Source organism: Xanthomonas sp. BRIP62409 (assembly GCF_003992965.1).
GTDB classification, from domain to species: domain Bacteria; phylum Pseudomonadota; class Gammaproteobacteria; order Xanthomonadales; family Xanthomonadaceae; genus Xanthomonas; species Xanthomonas euroxanthea.
In genome coordinates, this window is the sequence record NZ_QEZJ01000028.1 from 25570 (window position 1) to 41472 (window position 15903).

A 15903-nucleotide genomic window follows, 5' to 3' on the forward strand; every position below is an offset into this window, starting at 1 on the left:
TGCACGTTGGCTTCGATGCACTGGCCGATGCGCCTGGCGGTCTGTCTACAACCCACCGCAGACCAATGCGCAGCGCAGCCCCAACGCCGCCATGCAACACATACCGCCGGCGGCATCACAAACGCGATGGGCCGGGGTAGTCGCCCGGCCCATCGCATTGCTCAGTGCATGACGCTGGAGACGATCAGTATTTCTTTTCCAGATTGATCATCCAGGTCTGATCGTTGTTGCTGTCGCCATCGGTGATGCCGCGGTATTCCAGCCGCGTCGACAGGCCCTGCTCGGTCAGCAGCGCCGCACCGATGCCGACCATCAGGCGGTTGCGGTCGAACGCACTCTGCCCGGCACGATAGAACGGCCCGCCGTTCAGATCGGCATAGCTCAGCGTGGCATCGCCGCGGCCCTGGAAGTCGCGCTGGTATTCCACGCGCAACTGCGGGGTCAGCCGTCCCCAGGCCACTTCGCGGCGCCATTCCAGGCGCAGGCCCAGGTTGCCGGTGGTGGTGGCCACGTCCATGTCGTCATAGCGCAGCGCGAACGGCGCCACACCGTCTTCGACATAGCCATCCAGCGTGGCGCGGGCAACATCCACACGTGCATACGGGGTGATCTGCAGTTCGCCGCGCTGCAGGTCCGCACCGGTGGAGACCGACGCAATCCACTGCTTGCCGTCGCGGTTGCCCTCGGCCATCGAGCTGTCGTCGGTGACGAAGCGGCGCAGGTCGTAGGACAGCAGCTGGTAGCCGACCAGGGTGTCGAAGAAGAACGCCTTGCCCGGATGGAAGCTGGCATACAGGGCCATGGTGTAGGCGGTGGCCTTGGAGTGGCTGCCGTTCCTGCCCACATCGCTGTCGTCGCGGCCCCAACCCAGGCCCGCACCGATCGCCAGCGACTGTGCCACCCGGTAATCGGCGCCCACGCTCAGGCCGTCGGTCTGGAAGTCCACCCCGTTGCTGTTGGACTGCCTGTCCAGGCTGCCCGAGCGGATTGCACCACCCACCCACAGCCCCAGATCGCCCTGACCCTGCGCGGTGCTGTTGCCGCTGCTGGCCATTGCCGGCGCATCGCGGAAGTCGTTGTCGGCCTCCTGCGTGTCCGGGCTGCACGGCTGCGCACTGATGCCGCGGTCGGCCTGGCGGCAATGCGAGGTCGGCTGGAAGCTCACCGCGTTGCTGAAGGTGCTGCCGCCGCGGTGGGTGGCTTCCAGGCGGCGCTGGAAGTTGTCGATCTGCGCCCGCGCAAAGCGCCGGGTGGACTCGGACTGCGCATCGATCAGGCCACGCACTTCCGCATCCACGCTGGGGTCGCGGCGCGGCGCGATGGTGAACACCACGCTGGCCGGCACCGAGGTGGCGAACGCATTGGACAAGGTGAACTGCACCGTGGCCTGGCCGACGAAGGCCGGGTTGGGGGTGAAGGTCAGCATGAACGTGGGCGTCTCGGCCATCGCAGCCGCCGCCGGCGACGGGCCGGAGGCACGCGCCGCCGCCGCGGTGGCGGTGCCGCCAGTCCGGGTGATGGTGGCGGTACCGGCCGAGGCCGGCAGCACCGCGACCACGGCTGCAGCCACGAACGGCCCGCCGGTGGCATTGCGGGTCAGGTCGACCTGCTGCGCTTCGCCGGGCACGGCCGCGGCGGTCACCGATACCGCCACCGGCCGCGCGTTGACCGTAATGGTCAGCGTGACCGCGGCCGACGTACCACCGCTGCCGGTGACCGTGTAGCTCACCACATCGGTGCCGACGAAACCGGCGGCCGGCGTGTAGACCAGCTCCAGCCCGTTGACCACGGCGGTGCCGTTGGTCGGCGCGGTGGCAATGCCGATCGATGCGATGTTGCCGGTGTCGTTGGCGGTCACCGCCACCGTCACCGCAGCATCGCTCATGGTGGCCGCCACATCCGCCACCGCCACCGGCGCCGCATCGCTCACCGTGAAGCTGTAGGCCTGGGTGGCGCTGGCATTGCCGGCGTCGGCCACCGCGATGGTGAAGGACGAGGTGCCCTGCGTCGTTGGCGTGCCCGACAGCGTGCCATCGCCGGCCAGCGTCAGGCCAGCCGGCAAGGTGCCGCTGGCGATGCTGTAGCGATAAGGCGCGACGCCACCGCTGGCCGTGAGCACCTGGGTGTACGCGCTGCCGCGCGTCGCCGGTGGCAGGGTGGGCTGCGCCAGCACCAGCGTCGCCGCCGCAATGGTGACCGTATAGCGCTGGCTGGCCTGGGCCGCCGGGCTGGGCGTGCTGTCGGTCGCGGTCAGGGTGAAGTTGAACGTGCCCGACGAAGTCGGCGTGCCGCTGAGTCCACCGGTCGCCGCATCGAGGACGATACCGCTCGGCAGGGCGCCGGCTGTCAGTGCATAGCTGTAAGGCGCGATACCGCCGGTCGCGGGCGCGATGGTCGCGGCGTAGACCTGAGCGGCCGTGCCGGCCGGCAACGTGCTTGCCGGCAGGACCAGGTTCGGGCCGTCCACCGTGAAGGTATAGGCCTGGGTGGTGCTGGCATTGCCGGCGTCGGCCACTGCGATAGCGAACGAAAAGACCCCTTCGGCGGTCGGCGTGCCGGACAACGTGCCGTTGCCGGACAGGGTCAGACCGGCAGGCAAGCGGCCGTTGGCGACGCTGTAGGTATACGGCGCGACGCCGCCGGACGCGGTCAGCACCTGACTGTAGGGCCTGCCACGCACCGCTGGCGGCAGCGTGGGCTGGCCAGGCACCAGGGTGGCTGCTGCAATCGTCAGCGTGTAATTGCGGCTGGCCTGGGCCGCCGGGCTCGGCGTGCTGTCGCTGGCAGTCAGGGTGAAGGCGAAGTTGCCCGACAAGGTCGGCGTGCCGCTGAGCGCACCGGTCGCAGCATCCAGCACCATGCCGTTCGGCAACGTGCCGGCCGTCAGTGCGTAGCTGTAGGGCGCGGTGCCGCCGGTCGCCGGCGAGATGGTCGCCGCGTATGCCTGCCCGGCCGTGCCTGCCGGCAGGGTGCTGGCCGGCAACGTCAGGTTCGGGCCGGCCACCGTCAGCGCATAGGCCTGCGCAGCGGTGAAGGCGTTCGCATCGGTCGCCGTCACGGTGAAGTTGAAGCTGCCTTCCACTGTTGCGGTGCCGGACAGCGTGCCGTTGCTGGCCAGGGTCAGGCCGGCCGGAACAGTGCCCGCGCTTACCGCGTAGGTGTACGGCGCAGTGCCGCCGCTGGCGCTCAGCGCCTGGCTGTACGCGGTGCCGCGGGTGGCGGCCGGCAGCGTGGTGGGCGCGACCACGATGACCGGTGCCGCGATGGTCAGCGTGTAGCTGCGGCTGGCCTGCGCCGCCGGGCTGGGCGTGCTGTCGGACACGGTCAGGGTGAAGGTGAAGGTGCCTGCCACGGTCGGCGTGCCGCTGAGGCTGCCGGTGGCCGCGTCCACGACAACACCCGCCGGCAGGACGCCGCCAGTCAGTGCATAGCTGTAGGGCGCGGTGCCGCCGCTGGCGGGCGTGATCGCCGCCGCGTATGCCTGCCCGGCCGTGCCTGCCGGCAGGGTGCTGGCCGGCAACGCCAGGTTCGGGCCGGCCACCGTCAGCGCATAGGCCTGCGCAGCGGTGAAGGCGTTCGCATCGGTCGCGGTCACGGTGAAGTTGAAGCTGCCTTCCACTGTTGCGGTGCCGGACAGCGTGCCGTTGCTGGCCAGGGTGAGGCCGGCCGGCAGCGTGCCGCTTCCGAGGGTGTAGGTGTACGGCGCGGTGCCGCCACTGGCGCTCAGCGCCTGGCTGTAGGCCGTGCCGCGGGTGGCGGCCGGCAGCGTGGTGGGCGCGACCACAATGACCGGTGCCGCGATGGTCAGCGTGTAGCTGCGGCTGGCCTGCGCCGCCGGGCTGGGCGTGCTGTCGGACACGGTCAGGGTGAAGGTGAACGTGCCTGCCACGGTCGGCGTGCCGCTGAGGCTGCCGGTGGCCGCGTCCACGACAACACCCGCCGGCAGGACGCCGCCGGTCAGTGCATAGCTGTAGGGCGCGGTGCCGCCGCTGGCGGGCGTGATCGCCGCGGTGTAAGCCTGCCCGGCCGTGCCTGCCGGCAAGGTGCTCGCCGGCAGTACAACGTTCGGGCCGGCAACGGTCAGGCTGTAGGCTTGGTCGCCGGTGAAGCTCCCCGCATCGGTCGCGGTCACGGTGAAGTTGAAGCTGCCTTCCACCGTGGCGGTACCCGACAGTGTGCCGTTGCTGGCCAGGGTCAGGCCCGCCGGCAGCGTACCGCTTGCTAGCGTGTAGGTGTACGGCGCGGTGCCGCCACTGGCGCTCAGCGTCTGGCTGTAGGCCGTGCCGCGGGTGGCGGCCGGCAGCGTGGACGGCGCAACCACGATCGGCGGCGCGGCAATGGTCAGGGAGTAGCTCTGCGTTGCCTGCGATGGCGTGCCGCTGGTGCTGTCGGTGGCGGTCACGTTGAAGCTGAAGCTGCCCGCGGTGCCGGGCGTACCGGTCAGGGCGCCGCTGCTGCCATTGAGCGTGATGCCCGCCGGCAGGGCGCCGGCGGTAATGGCGTAGGTATACGGGGCAATGCCGCCGGTCGCCGGAGTGAGCGCGCTCGAATAGGCCTGGCCTGCCGTGCCGGCCGGCAGGTTGGTCGCCGGCAGGGTCACCGTCGCGCCGGCAACGGTCAACGCGTAGGCACGGTTGCCGCTGGTGGGGTTGCCGCCGCTATCGGTAGCGGTGGCGGTGAAGTTGAAGCTGCCGGTGGCGGTGGGTGTGCCCGACAGCACGCCGGCAGCGCTCAGGGTCAGCCCGGGCGGCAGCGCACCGGCCGTGACGGCGAAGGTGTACGGCGCGGTGCCGCCGCTGGCGCTCAGGGTCTGGCTGTAGGCGCTGCCGGCGGTGGCTGCCGGCAGCGTGGCCGGCCCGACAATCACCACCACATCGTCATTGACGATGGTGCCGGTGCCGGTGGCGCGCGCGATGCTGGCGTTGCTGGCACCGGACAGGCCGACGCTGAAGGTCTCGCTGGCCTCGACCGCGGTGTCGCCATTGACGGTGATCGCCACGCCCTGCGCAGTTGTACCCGGCGGAAATGTCAGCGTGCCCGACCGCGCGACGTAGTCGCTCCCTGCGGTGGCGGTGCCGTTGGCGGTGGCGTAATTGACCGACACGGTCTGGCCGCTGGCCGCGCTCAGGCTCACCGTGAACGTGGCCGTGGTGGTGCCGCTATTGCCTTCGTTCACGCTGATATCGTCGATCGACAGCGACGGCACGGCATCGTCGTTGACGATGGTGCCCAGGCCCTGCGCATCGGCCACTGTCGCGCCGGTGACGTTGCTGACGTTGACGAAGAAGGTCTCGTCGGGCTCGCTGAGCGAGTCGCCGTTGACCTGCACGGTGAAGGTGGCGCTGCTGCTGCCGGCGGGGATGGTCTGCCCGGCCAGGCTGGAGGCGACGTAGTCCACGCCGGCAGTGGCAGTGCCGTCGGCAGTGGAGATATCGAAGCTGACGCCGCCGGCGCCGGCCGGCTGGCTCAACAAGACAGTGAAGGTGGCATTGGTGGTGCCGGCGTTGCCTTCGCTCACGGACACGTCGTTGATCGACAGCGCCGGCTGGTCGTCGTTGAGGATGGTGCCGGTGGCGCTGTTGGGCGACCCCACGCTGTAGCCACTGCCCGCAGCCAGGCTGATCACCACCGTCTCGTCCGGTTCGATGGTGGCATCGGCGGTCGGATTGATGGTGATGGTGCCGGTGGTCTGGCCGGCGTTGATCACCAGCGGCGAACTCACGGCCGCGTAGTCGGTGCCTGAGGTCGCGCTGCCGCCGACGCTGAAGGCGACCGATACCGCGCTCTGCGCGGCCTGGTCGAGCGAGACGGTGTAGATCAGGTTGGTCGTACCGTCCTCGGGCACGCTGGACGGAGACACCGTGATCGATGCGGTCGGAAAGTCGTCGTTGACGATGGTGGCGGTGGCGCTGGACGGACTGCCGATGCCATAGCCGCTACCGCTGGCCACGCTGATCACCACCGTCTCGTCGGCCTCCACCGTGGTGTCGGCGACCGGGGTGACGGAAAAGGTGGCCGTGGTGGCGTTGGCGGGCACCTCGATGCTGCTCGGCGCACCCGTGTAGTCGGTGCCGCTGGTGGCGGTGCCGCTGCGGCTAAGGTTTACCGTGGTCGCCGAACTGCTGCTCTGGCTCAGCGTCACCGTGTAGGTGAACGCTGCGCCGCTATTTTCGTTGCGGCTGGCCGGGCTCACCGCGATGCTGGCAGTGCGCGAGGGGTTGACGGTGATGTTGAAGACGATCTGGTTGTTGTCTTCGTCCAACAGATAGAACGAGTCCGATGTCGCACCATCGCCGTTATTGGTATAGGTCACCTGTTCGGTGCTGTCAGGATTCTGACCGGGAAGACTGTATGTGCCGTGCGCCGGGGGCACGCCGGGATCGGTCATGCCGATATTGGAAGGGCCATCGCAGTCGCCGACTTCGAAGGACACCGAGCCACCCGAGTTGACGGTGGCGCTTTTCGGCGTCGGGCAGTAGGCAGCCAGGGCAACGTGAGAGGTTGCCAGCAGCAACAGCGCCAACATCCAACGCAGGAGCGGGCGCACGCCACCCGAGGCGGCGGTCAAGTTCGTAGACATATGTTTTCCCCAAAAACGCCACCCCAATGGCGTCGGCAACGGTCCTGGTGCCTCGGATCAGCGCAACGCGATGCCTGATGAGGCATAGGATTGGACTGTAGCGCTATTTAATCAGGAACTGACTGGCAGTTAAAGAATGAAAAATTAATACTTCATCCCAGTTAGGTCGCTGGTGGCTTGTGGTCTGCGATCTCGGCAGGTATCAGTACGTCAGTCTCCGGCAGCCGGTCGGCGGCGTACCTACGTAGGGGGGAGCTGCATGAGTGAGTTCTTCGTCGGCCAGATCATGATGGCCGGTTTCGCATTTGCACCGAAGTATTTTGCGCAGTGCAACGGGCAATTGCTGCCAGTCAATCAGAACCAGGCCCTGTTCAGTCTGCTTAGCACGCGCTTCGGCGGCGATGGCAGGACCACGTTCGGCTTGCCGGACATGCGTGGACGCACGCCGGTGGGCTATGGGCCGTCGGTGGATCCGAACTGGCAGCCGTCTGCCGCTCCCATGGGCCAGGCGGCGGGCGCGGAGACGGTGACGCTGGTGGCAGGCAACCTGCCCCCCCACATTCACCTGATGGATTGCAGCAGCGCCAACGGCGACAACCGCACACCCACAGGCCGCCTGTTCGCCAACAACAACGTCGCCTCGGGGACTGCGCACACGTTATACGCCGCGCCTGGCGCGATCGTGCCGCTGTCGCAGTCCACCGTCGCCAGCAGCGGCGGCAGCCAGGCGCATCCGAACCTGCAGCCCTACACCACGATCAATTTTTGCATCGCGCTGTCCGGCATCTTCCCTTCGCGCAGCTAGGCGCATCCGCATCTGGAGGCGCTTAGCGCATGGCGCCTCATCGACCAGGAAGAATTTGATGGCAACTCCCTTCATTGGCGAAATCCGCATGTTCGGTTTTGGCCGCACTCCCCAGGGTTGGCAGGCGTGCGATGGCTCACTGCTGCAGATTTCCGAATACGAACCCCTGTACCTCCTGCTCGGCACTGCCTACGGTGGCAATGGCACCAGCACGTTCGGCGTGCCGGATCTGCGCGGCCGCCTGCCAATCCACCAGGGCCAGGCACCGGGCCTGAGCAACTACCCCCTTGCGCAGTCCGCCGGCACCGAGACGGTGACGTTGATAGACCTGCAGATGCCGGCGCACACGCATACAGCCCAGGCCACCACCGCAGCGGCGACCGCCACCGCGCCCGTCGGCCTGTTGCCCGCGGCGGTGAGCGGCAGCCTGTTCTACGTGAGTGATACGACCGGTGGCACCACCTTGGCGATGTCTGCGCAGAGCACCTCGTTCTCCGGCGGCGGCCAGCCGCACGAGAACCGCATGCCGACGTTGACGGTGCAGTACTGCATCGCCACCACCGGCATCTTTCCGCAGCAGGCCTGATCCCTCGCGCCGCGCCGATCTGGCCGCGGCACGTATCCGCTTCATCGGAGAATCTGTTCATGACCGAACCCTATCTCGGCGAAATCCAGCTGTTCGGCTTCGACTACAACCCTTACGGCTGGGCGCTGTGCAACGGCGCCACGCTGCCGGTCACCCAGAACACCGCGCTGTTTTCCCTGCTCGGGGTGGCCTATGGCGGCACCGGTAGCAGCACCTTCCAGTTGCCGAACTTCACCACCCGCGCCGGTTGCCAGCAGGGTGCGGGACCGGGCCTGACCCCGCACACGCTGGGCAATACCTTCGGCTCGGCGTCGGTGAGCCTGCAAAGCACGCAGATTCCGCTGCACCAGCACGGCGTCAACGCGTTCTCGCAGCCTGACCTGGCCAAGAAAACGGGAATGCCGGCCAGCGGTGTCGCCTTTTCCTCACTGAACGTCAATACCGAGCGTCCGTTCCTGGCGGTGACCCCGGACAAGCAATTCTCCCCGACCATGCTGCTGCCCACCGGCAACGGGCAGGCGCACGAGAACCGGCAGCCTTACCTGGCGGTGAACTTCTGCATCGCGCTGCAGGGCGACTATCCGGTGTTCGACTGAGCGATGCCGTCACCCGGGCGCGTTGCAAAGGCGGCGATGAGGATGCAGGTGATGACGAGCGCTGCCGTTGATGGGCAGGCGGTAGCGCTTGCGCTGCGCGCCGAGCAGCCCGCCGACGTTGCGTGGCTGCAAGCGCTTTATGCCAGCACCCGCAGCGACGAGCTGGCAGCGGTACCGTGGCCGGAGGCGAGCAAACGCGCCTTTCTGCAACAACAGTTCGCCCTGCAGCGCGCGCATTACCAGCAACATTTTGAAGGGGGCGATTTTTTGATCGTACAGGCCGGGGATGTGCGTATCGGGCGCCTGTATCTGCACCGTGGCGCCACGCAACATACGCTGGTGGATATCAGCCTGCTGCCGGACTGGCGCGGACAAGGCATCGGCTCGCAACTGCTTGCCTACGCGCAAGCGATCGCGCGCGAGGCGGGATGCGGACTGTCATTGCACGTCCTGCACGCGAACCCCGCCGCGCAACGCCTGTATGCCCGCCACGGCTTCGTCGCGGGGCTGGGCAACCAGACGCATCTGCAGATGCACTGGCATTTTCCCGAGCACCGCGGTTGAACGCACTCAGTTGAAAACGGCCTGATACAGAAAGCCGTCGCGCTCGCGCGCCACCGGCACCAGGAAAATGCCGATTTCGCCCAGCCGGGCGTGACGCATCTGATAGATCTGCTGCGGAAACAGGAAAGATGAGGTGTTGCGGAACAACAGAGAGAACGGTGCGCGTTGCGAAGTGCGTGCCTCGGGCAACGGCCGCGCTTCCACCAGCACGAACGGCACTTCGCCGTCATTCAATGCAGCGGCGAAGGTCTCGTTGACGCTACCGGCGAAGTGTTCGAGCGTCAGCAGTTCCATGGATGATTCCTGTAGCGACGATGTAGCGTCGATGGTCACGCGTTGGAACCGATCTGGCAAGACGCCGCGATCGGCGAAGGGACATGTTCGACAGGTTGGAAACAGGCAACCGCAGGCGAGGGTGAGCCAGCGCCAGCGATGCGAATCACGCGTGCCTCCTGCGAGACGATGGCGCGGTACGGACCATGCGCTGCAGCTCCCCTACTGCAGCGTACGTTGCATCCGTCTTGCGCACGCACGCGTCTCGATTGCGTCGCAGGACACGCTGTTACAGGGACGGCACCCTGCAGCGGCCGCAACGCCGTGCAGAGATGCGACAATAGTGCACGCACCGGTTCGGTTATGTTCAGCCGTGTGACGGCTACTCTATCGCGTTGGAATTCTGTTAAAGGCTTCGATGACGGCGTCCGCATCCCCTGTCGTGCAGTTGTCCGGTGTCCGCATCGATCGCGGCGGTCGCACGATCCTGCGCGACGTCTCGCTCGAGGTGCCACGCGGCAGCATCACTGCCGTGCTCGGTCCGTCCGGTAGCGGCAAATCCACCTTGCTGGCTGCGCTGACCGGCGAACTGCGTCCGGTCGCCGGCACGGTCACCCTGTTCGGCAACGCGATCCCGCATGGCAACCGTGCACTGCTGGAGATGCGTCGCAATGTCGGCGTGCTGCTGCAGGGCAATGGCCTGCTGACCGACCTGAGCGTGGCCGACAACGTCGCGCTGCCGCTGCGTACCCACACCCGCCTGCCGGCGCCGGTGCTGCAGCGCCTGGTGCAGATGAAGCTGCATGCAGTGGGCCTGCTGGCCGCCGCCGATGCCTGGCCGCGCGAATTGTCCGGCGGCATGGCGCGGCGTGTGGCGCTGGCGCGCGCGCTGGCACTGGACCCGCCGCTGATGATCTACGACGAACCGCTGACCGGGCTGGACCCGATCGCCTCGGGCGTGATCATGAGCCTGATCCAGCGCCTCAACGACAGCCTCGGCCTGACCAGCATCATCGTCAGCCACCACGTGCACGAAACCCTGCCGATCAGCGACCAGGCCGTGGTCATCGCCAATGGCGGCATCGTGTTCGCCGGCACGCCGGAGCAGCTGCAGGACAGTACCGATCCGCTGGTGCAGCAGTTCCTGCATGGCCAGCCGGATGGGCCGATCGCCTTCGATGCGGCGCCGCGGCGCGACCGGAGTGCCGCCTGATGGCCATGGTCGAGTCGATCCGCGCCTTCGGCCGCGCCGGGCTGTTTTCGCTGACCGTGCTGCGCGGCTCGGTGCCCACGCGCGATTTCATTGCCGAGCTGGTGCGCGAAATCTACAAGGTCGGCGCGCGGTCGCTGCCGATCATCGCCGTCGGCGGCGCCTTCGTCGGCCTGGTGCTGACCCTGCAGGGCTACCGCACGCTGACCACCTACGGTGCGTCGGATGCGCTGTCCACGCTGCTGGGGCTGTCGCTGTACCGCGAGCTGGCACCGGTGCTGACCGCGCTGCTGTTCATCGGCCGCGCCGGCAGCTCGATCGCGGCCGAGCTGGGCCTGATGCGCGCCACCGACCAGATCAAGGCGCTGGAGCTGATGGCCATCGATCCGGTCGCCAAGGCGGTGGCACCGCGCTTCTGGGCGGCGGTGCTGACGGTGCCGTTGCTGACCGGCGTGTTCTGTTCGCTGGCCATCACCGGCGGCTATTTCGAAGCCGTGCACGTGCTGGGCATCGACAACGGCACATTCTGGTCGGGGTTGAGCAACAGCGTGGACTTCTGGGACGACTTTGGCGTGGCCATGCTCAAGTCGGCGATCTTCGGCGGCACCGCCGCATTGGTCGCCGCCTACGTGGGCTTCCACGCCGAACCGACTATCGAAGGCACCTCGATCGCCACCACCCGCGCGGTGGTGAACGCCTCGCTGCTGGTGCTGATGTTCAACTTCGTCCTTTCTGCAATGTTGTTTAGGTGAGTGGAATAACTATGGCCATGCGTGGACCACGACTCGAATTCGCCGTCGGCGCCTTTTTGCTGCTGACCCTGGCCTCGCTGCTGGTGCTGGCGGTGGCCTCGACCAACCAGCGCTGGGGCTTCGGCTCCAGCCAGTACACGCTGACCGCGCGCTTCAGCCAGATCGGCCAGCTGCGTGCGCAGGCACCGGTGAAGATCGGCGGCGTGACCATCGGCAAGGTGTCCGACATCAGCCTGGATCCGACCAGGTTCGACTCGGTGGTGACCCTGTCGCTGGACAACAAGTACAAGGATCTGCCGGCCGACACCTCGGCCGGCATCTTCACCAGCGGCCTGCTGGGCGAGAGTTATATCGGGTTGCAGCCGGGCGGCGACCCGGAAACGCTCAAGCCGGGCGAAGAAATCGGCTTCACCCAGCCGGCGGTGGACCTGCTGCAGCTGGTCGGCAAGTACATGTTCAGTGGCGGCGGTGATAAATCCGCCGCAGAGGGTCAGGCCGCCCCGCCTGCCCAGCCCGCTTCTCCCTCTACGGAACCGCACCAATGAAAACCACCCTGCTCTCCGCTGTCCTGGCCTCGACCCTGCTGGTGTGCGCACCGGCCACCGTGCTGGCGCAGCCGGCTGCCGCCAGCGCGCCTGCGCAGGGCGCGGCCACCAAGACCGTCATCGACAGCAGCACCCGCATCCTGAGCACGCTGGACCAGCGCCGCGCCGAGTTCCGCAGCAACCCGGCCGCGCTGCGCCAGTACATCAATGGCGAATTGAACAAGGCCTTCGACCGCGACTACTCGGCCCGCCTGGTGCTGGGCGTCAACGGCCGTGGTGCCTCCGATGCGGACGTCAAGCTATTTGCCGATGCGCTGGCCGACAACCTGATGCAGCGTTACGGCACCGCGTTGCTCAACTTCGAAGGCAAGCCGACCTTCCGCGCCAAGTCCGAGAGCGCCCTGCCGGGCAACCGCGGCGTCAAGGTGTCCACCGACCTGCTGCGCGCCGGCAACGACCCGACCCCGGTCGATTACATGATGCGTAACGTCGGTGGCCAGTGGAAGATCTTCGATGTGATGATCGAAGGCATCTCCTACGTGCAGACCTTCAAGACCCAGTTCGACGCCCCGCTGCGCGAAAAGGGCATTGCCAAGGTCGCCGCAGAGCTGCGTAGCGGCAATCTGCAGGTCGGTCCGGCACCGGCCAATGGCAAGTAACGATTCCGTGCAACGCAATGGCCAGACGCTGGCACTGACCGGCGTGCTCGACCGCGACGCGGTCACGGCGGCTTGGCCGCAGGCGATTGCGCAACTGGACGGCATTCGCACGCTGGACCTGTCGGGTGTACAACGCCTGGACAGTGCCGGCGTTGCAATGCTGGCCGAACTGGCGGCGCGGCTGCGCGCCACCGGTGCCGGTCCCGTCACGGTGGTGGGTGAGGCGTCCGGTCTGGACGAATTACGCGCCGCCTACCGTTTGTCCCCTACTTTCGATTTCCAGGCCTGAGCGCCACCCCATGACCCAGCTTCGCCCCCTTTCCCTGTTGGCCGCCTGCCTGCTGCTTGGTGCCTGCGCCAGCCACGCTCCGAAATCCGCGCCGCCTGCGTCCGCGGCCGAGACCGCCCCGGACGCAACCCCGGCCCCGGTGCGTGACGACGCCGCTGTGACGGCGCAGCCGGCCACTGCCGGCTTTGCCGCCCCGGACGCCCTGCCGGCCACCGCCGCAGCAGCCCCGGCCGACCAGACCGGCGCCGATGCCAGCGCCGGGACCGTAGGTGCCGCCACCTCGGCCGAGGACGACTACGCTGCGCTCTACGGCCCCACCACCCCGCAGGCCGGCGCCAACGGTGCACCGGGCCAGCCCGGTGATGCGCCACCCTACGATCCGTGGGAGCGCTACAACCGCGGCATGCACCGCTTCAACCTGGCCGTGGACCGGGGCGTGGCGCGTCCGTTGGCCACCGGCTATACCAAGGTGGTGCCGCGTCCGGCACGCCTGGGCGTGACCAACTTCTTCGACAACCTCGGCACGCCGCTGACCATGGTCAACCAGCTGCTGCAGGGCCACCCGGTGTATGCGATGCAGTCGCTGGGCCGCTTCGTGATGAATTCCACGCTGGGCGTGGCCGGTCTGTTCGATCCGGCCTCCGCAGCCGGCATTCCGCGCCGCAGCGAGGACTTCGGTCAGACCCTGGGTGTGTGGGGCTGGCGCAATTCGCGCTACTTCGAGTTGCCGCTGTTCGGCCCACGCACGGTGCGCGACACCTTCGGCCTGGGCGGCGACATTCCGCTCTCGCCGTTGCGCCAGGTCGACGACAGCGGCGCGCGCTTCGCCCTGCAGGGCCTGCAGCTGGTGGATACGCGCGCGCAGCTGATGTCGCTGGATTCGCTGCGCGACCAGGCACCGGACGAATACGCACTGACCCGCGATGCATGGATGCAGCGCCGCAACTACCAGATCGTGCGCGACCTGCGCAGCCATCGCCAGAAGGACAACGAGTTGCCCGACTACCTGCGCGAGGACAAGGACAGCACCGTGCCGGTGGATGCAATGCCGATCCCGCAGTGGATTCGTTGATCGATCTAGCGTGCGGTTTGGCGTAACTATGAAAGCCCGGGAGCGATCCCGGGCTTTTTATTTTCCGCCACCCGCATGCGAAGTGGCACCAAGGACTAGGCTGCCTAGGCGCAGGCTTGCCTCAGGCAATCCAGACCGAAGGATCGAAGGTGCAGTTGCCAGGTCACTTGCCGGCGCGCAACTCCGGTTCGGGCCTGATCGACGGCGTGCGGTCGATATAGGTGAGATAGTGCTTCCATAGATCGTGCGCGCGCTGATCGTCGAGGTCGACGATGCAGCGCGCCACCTTGGCCGGCAGGACTGTCGCATCGTGCCAGCGCGTTTGCACATTGCCGCACTGAAGATCCCGGTACGTCGTCCACGCCGTCTGTGCGTTGTCGAAAGCGTCGGCGGCAATACCCAATGTGGAAACGGCCCGGTCGCGCGCGGTCGCCAGATAATCATCCAGACGTGCCTGCGCGATGCCGACTTGCTCGTTCCAGCAAGCGTTACTTTCCGGGGTTGTCTGCAGGTCGCGGCAAAGCTCCGCAGCGTGTAACGACGAACTGCCAGGCAGCATCAGGAGGACAAAGAGCAGACGCATCGACAGGGTCCTTGTTGAGTCACCTTCGCGATGCGTGCACCGACACGGTGGATGCAGCTTGCTACGTCAGGCCACGCGTGCCACTGGCGCGCACGCGTGGCGTCTCGTCCTGGTGGAGAGGAGCTTCAGGCAGCCGATGCCAACGCTGCATCCACCGCCGCACGCAGGCGCGCATCGTCTGCCGGCACGTCGGGGGCGAAGCGGTCGATGACCTGGCCGTCGCGGCCGATCAGGAATTTTTCGAAGTTCCACAGCACGCCCGGTGCGGGGTTGGGTGCGATGCCGTAGCCGGCCAGTTTCTCGCGCATCGGGCCGTCGCCGGTGGCCTGCGGATGTGCGCTGGTCAACTGCTGATACAGCGGATGGATCTCGGCACCGGTGACGGCGATCTTGGAGAACATCGGAAAGGTCACGTCGTAGGTGAGCTGGCAGAACTGCGCGATCTCCGCCTCGCTGCCGGGCTCCTGCCCCTTGAAGTCGTTGGCCGGAAAGCCCAGCACTTCCAGCCCCTGTGCCTGCTTGTCGCGATACAGCGCTTCCAGGCTCTCGTACTGCGGGGTCAGTCCGCACTTGGAGGCGACGTTGACCACCAGCAGCACCTTGCCGCGATAGTCGGCCAGCGTGGCGGGCTCACCGTCGATGCGGGCAACCGGGATGTCGTAAAGCGTCTGGCTCATCGATACGTCCTGGACAGGTAGAGCCGAGAGCATAAACCGCCACGATGGCGCGAGCGAGACGGCTGGCTCATGGCGCTTGCAGTGATCTCCAGCGACGCGCACGGACCAAGCGGCTGATCGACCCGTGCAGGCGCTTCACCACGTTCGCTGACGTCAATCGATGCACAACGCGGCCTGGCCCATGCCGCCGATCACTTCCTGGCGGCAACCGAAGCGGTCGCTGTCGCGCTGGCAGGTGCCGGATGTCGCGGTGCCGGTCGGCACGATGCTGGTGGCCAGGCAATCACCGCTGCAGTCGGAACTGTCGCTGCAGGTCTTGCCGGCATCGGCATACGGCACCACGCAACGCACCGTCTGCATGCGGCCGACCGGACGCAGTTGCCCGCCCTTTGCCGCGCATTCGGCAGCGTCGGCGGAACCGGCATGCGGTGGCTGCGGCGTGCCCGCCGCAGCGCCCGGCCTGGTCGCCGGAGGCGTGCTGCATGCGGTCAGCAGCAGCGCGCAGATCACTGCATGGATCCATCGGGTTGCCATGTTGACACTCTCGTCTTGCATCAGGTGGCTGCAAGCATCGCGGTGGCGATGTCTGCGTGGCGTGCTCGCTATCGGCAAGAAGCCATGCCGGAGACCTGCGTTTTGTAGGAGCGGCCCTGGCCGCGATGGGGCGTTATCGGCAATGCCTGGTCGCGCCCGGGTGTGCTCCTACGTCGTG

At 67.3% G+C, this 15903-nt stretch carries 15 protein-coding genes and 1 pseudogene; 10 read left to right on the plus strand and 6 right to left on the minus strand.

Features of this window, described 5'->3' with window-relative positions:
- Positions 1–184: 184 nt before the first annotated feature.
- Positions 185–5629, minus strand: coding sequence for a putative Ig domain-containing protein (locus EO170_RS17290; RefSeq protein ID WP_241239469.1), 5445 nt, complete (start codon positions 5627–5629; stop codon positions 185–187).
- Between the two features lie 45 nt (positions 5630–5674).
- Positions 5675–6580: pseudogene (locus tag EO170_RS21850) on the minus strand (Calx-beta domain-containing protein); the annotation flags it as partial.
- A gap of 259 nt (positions 6581–6839) precedes the next feature.
- Here EO170_RS21850 and EO170_RS17295 point away from each other — a divergent pair.
- From EO170_RS17295 to EO170_RS17310, 4 genes are read left to right on the plus strand one after another with little or no spacing between them, the layout of a single operon-like run.
- Entirely contained in the window at positions 6840–7385 is a 546-nt protein-coding gene (locus EO170_RS17295) for a tail fiber protein (protein WP_126946884.1), read from the plus strand.
- Positions 7386–7443: 58 nt separating this feature from the next.
- Positions 7444–7971, plus strand: coding sequence for a tail fiber protein (locus EO170_RS17300; protein ID WP_126946887.1), 528 nt, complete (start codon positions 7444–7446; stop codon positions 7969–7971).
- 59 nt (positions 7972–8030) lie between these two features.
- Positions 8031–8567, plus strand: coding sequence for a tail fiber protein (locus EO170_RS17305; RefSeq protein WP_126946890.1), 537 nt, complete (start codon positions 8031–8033; stop codon positions 8565–8567).
- A gap of 36 nt (positions 8568–8603) precedes the next feature.
- Positions 8604–9131: a GNAT family N-acetyltransferase gene (locus EO170_RS17310; RefSeq protein WP_126946893.1), complete on the plus strand. Its 528-nt coding sequence runs from the start codon at positions 8604–8606 to the stop codon at positions 9129–9131.
- Between the two features lie 6 nt (positions 9132–9137).
- On the opposite strand, the gene EO170_RS17315 is transcribed toward EO170_RS17310, so the two are convergent.
- A complete protein-coding gene (locus EO170_RS17315) occupies positions 9138–9425 on the minus strand; it encodes a hypothetical protein (RefSeq protein WP_126946896.1) in 288 nt (95 codons plus the stop codon).
- A gap of 397 nt (positions 9426–9822) precedes the next feature.
- On the opposite strand from EO170_RS17315, the gene EO170_RS17320 reads away from it, so the two are divergent.
- From EO170_RS17320 to EO170_RS17345, 6 genes are read left to right on the plus strand one after another with little or no spacing between them, the layout of a single operon-like run.
- Positions 9823–10617, plus strand: a complete 795-nt coding sequence (locus tag EO170_RS17320; protein WP_104535396.1) for an ATP-binding cassette domain-containing protein — start codon at positions 9823–9825, stop codon at positions 10615–10617.
- A complete protein-coding gene (locus EO170_RS17325) occupies positions 10617–11366 on the plus strand; it encodes an MlaE family lipid ABC transporter permease subunit (protein ID WP_104535395.1) in 750 nt (249 codons plus the stop codon). Before EO170_RS17320 ends, EO170_RS17325 begins: the two co-directional genes overlap by 1 nt.
- Positions 11367–11377: 11 nt before the next feature.
- Positions 11378–11911 (plus strand): outer membrane lipid asymmetry maintenance protein MlaD, encoded by a 534-nt coding sequence (mlaD, locus tag EO170_RS17330; protein ID WP_104586196.1) that lies wholly within the window; start codon positions 11378–11380, stop codon positions 11909–11911.
- Positions 11908–12570, plus strand: coding sequence for an ABC transporter substrate-binding protein (locus tag EO170_RS17335; protein ID WP_104586194.1), 663 nt, complete (start codon positions 11908–11910; stop codon positions 12568–12570). The genes mlaD and EO170_RS17335 overlap by 4 nt, the downstream gene beginning before the upstream one ends.
- Complete coding sequence (locus EO170_RS17340; RefSeq protein ID WP_104650361.1) at positions 12560–12859, plus strand: STAS domain-containing protein; 300 nt, start codon at positions 12560–12562, stop codon at positions 12857–12859. Before EO170_RS17335 ends, EO170_RS17340 begins: the two co-directional genes overlap by 11 nt.
- 10 nt (positions 12860–12869) lie before the next feature.
- Entirely contained in the window at positions 12870–13931 is a 1062-nt protein-coding gene (locus EO170_RS17345; protein ID WP_126946899.1) for a VacJ family lipoprotein, read from the plus strand.
- A 163-nt stretch (positions 13932–14094) separates the two neighbouring features.
- On the opposite strand, the gene EO170_RS17350 is transcribed toward EO170_RS17345, so the two are convergent.
- The 3 genes from EO170_RS17350 to EO170_RS17360 form a co-directional block, all read right to left on the minus strand.
- The gene (locus tag EO170_RS17350) at positions 14095–14514 is read right to left on the minus strand and encodes a lysozyme inhibitor LprI family protein (protein ID WP_104585875.1); all 420 of its coding nucleotides are present in this window, start codon (positions 14512–14514) and stop codon (positions 14095–14097) included.
- A 125-nt stretch (positions 14515–14639) separates the two neighbouring features.
- Positions 14640–15191, minus strand: a complete 552-nt coding sequence (locus EO170_RS17355; protein WP_115678196.1) for a glutathione peroxidase — start codon at positions 15189–15191, stop codon at positions 14640–14642.
- Positions 15192–15344: 153 nt separating this feature from the next.
- Positions 15345–15749 (minus strand): hypothetical protein, encoded by a 405-nt coding sequence (locus EO170_RS17360; protein WP_206514034.1) that lies wholly within the window; start codon positions 15747–15749, stop codon positions 15345–15347.
- Positions 15750–15903: the final 154 nt, after the last annotated feature.

Excerpts from the sequence above, each read along its gene's own strand:
- EO170_RS17325 (WP_104535395.1), top strand. The coding sequence starts at position 10,617 with ATGGCCATGGTCGAGTCGATCCGCGCCTTCGGCCGCGCCGGGCTGTTT.
- EO170_RS17295 (WP_126946884.1), top strand. The coding sequence starts at position 6,840 with ATGAGTGAGTTCTTCGTCGGCCAGATCATGATGGCCGGTTTCGCATTT.
- EO170_RS17305 (WP_126946890.1), top strand. The coding sequence starts at position 8,031 with ATGACCGAACCCTATCTCGGCGAAATCCAGCTGTTCGGCTTCGACTAC.
- EO170_RS17320 (WP_104535396.1), top strand. The coding sequence starts at position 9,823 with ATGACGGCGTCCGCATCCCCTGTCGTGCAGTTGTCCGGTGTCCGCATC.
- EO170_RS17300 (WP_126946887.1), top strand. The coding sequence starts at position 7,444 with ATGGCAACTCCCTTCATTGGCGAAATCCGCATGTTCGGTTTTGGCCGC.
- EO170_RS17340 (WP_104650361.1), top strand. The coding sequence starts at position 12,560 with ATGGCAAGTAACGATTCCGTGCAACGCAATGGCCAGACGCTGGCACTG.
- EO170_RS17350 (WP_104585875.1), bottom strand. The coding sequence starts at position 14,514 with ATGCGTCTGCTCTTTGTCCTCCTGATGCTGCCTGGCAGTTCGTCGTTA.
- EO170_RS17335 (WP_104586194.1), top strand. The coding sequence starts at position 11,908 with ATGAAAACCACCCTGCTCTCCGCTGTCCTGGCCTCGACCCTGCTGGTG.
- EO170_RS17315 (WP_126946896.1), bottom strand. The coding sequence starts at position 9,425 with ATGGAACTGCTGACGCTCGAACACTTCGCCGGTAGCGTCAACGAGACC.
- EO170_RS17355 (WP_115678196.1), bottom strand. The coding sequence starts at position 15,191 with ATGAGCCAGACGCTTTACGACATCCCGGTTGCCCGCATCGACGGTGAG.
- EO170_RS17310 (WP_126946893.1), top strand. The coding sequence starts at position 8,604 with ATGAGGATGCAGGTGATGACGAGCGCTGCCGTTGATGGGCAGGCGGTA.
- EO170_RS17345 (WP_126946899.1), top strand. The coding sequence starts at position 12,870 with ATGACCCAGCTTCGCCCCCTTTCCCTGTTGGCCGCCTGCCTGCTGCTT.
- mlaD (WP_104586196.1), top strand. The coding sequence starts at position 11,378 with ATGGCCATGCGTGGACCACGACTCGAATTCGCCGTCGGCGCCTTTTTG.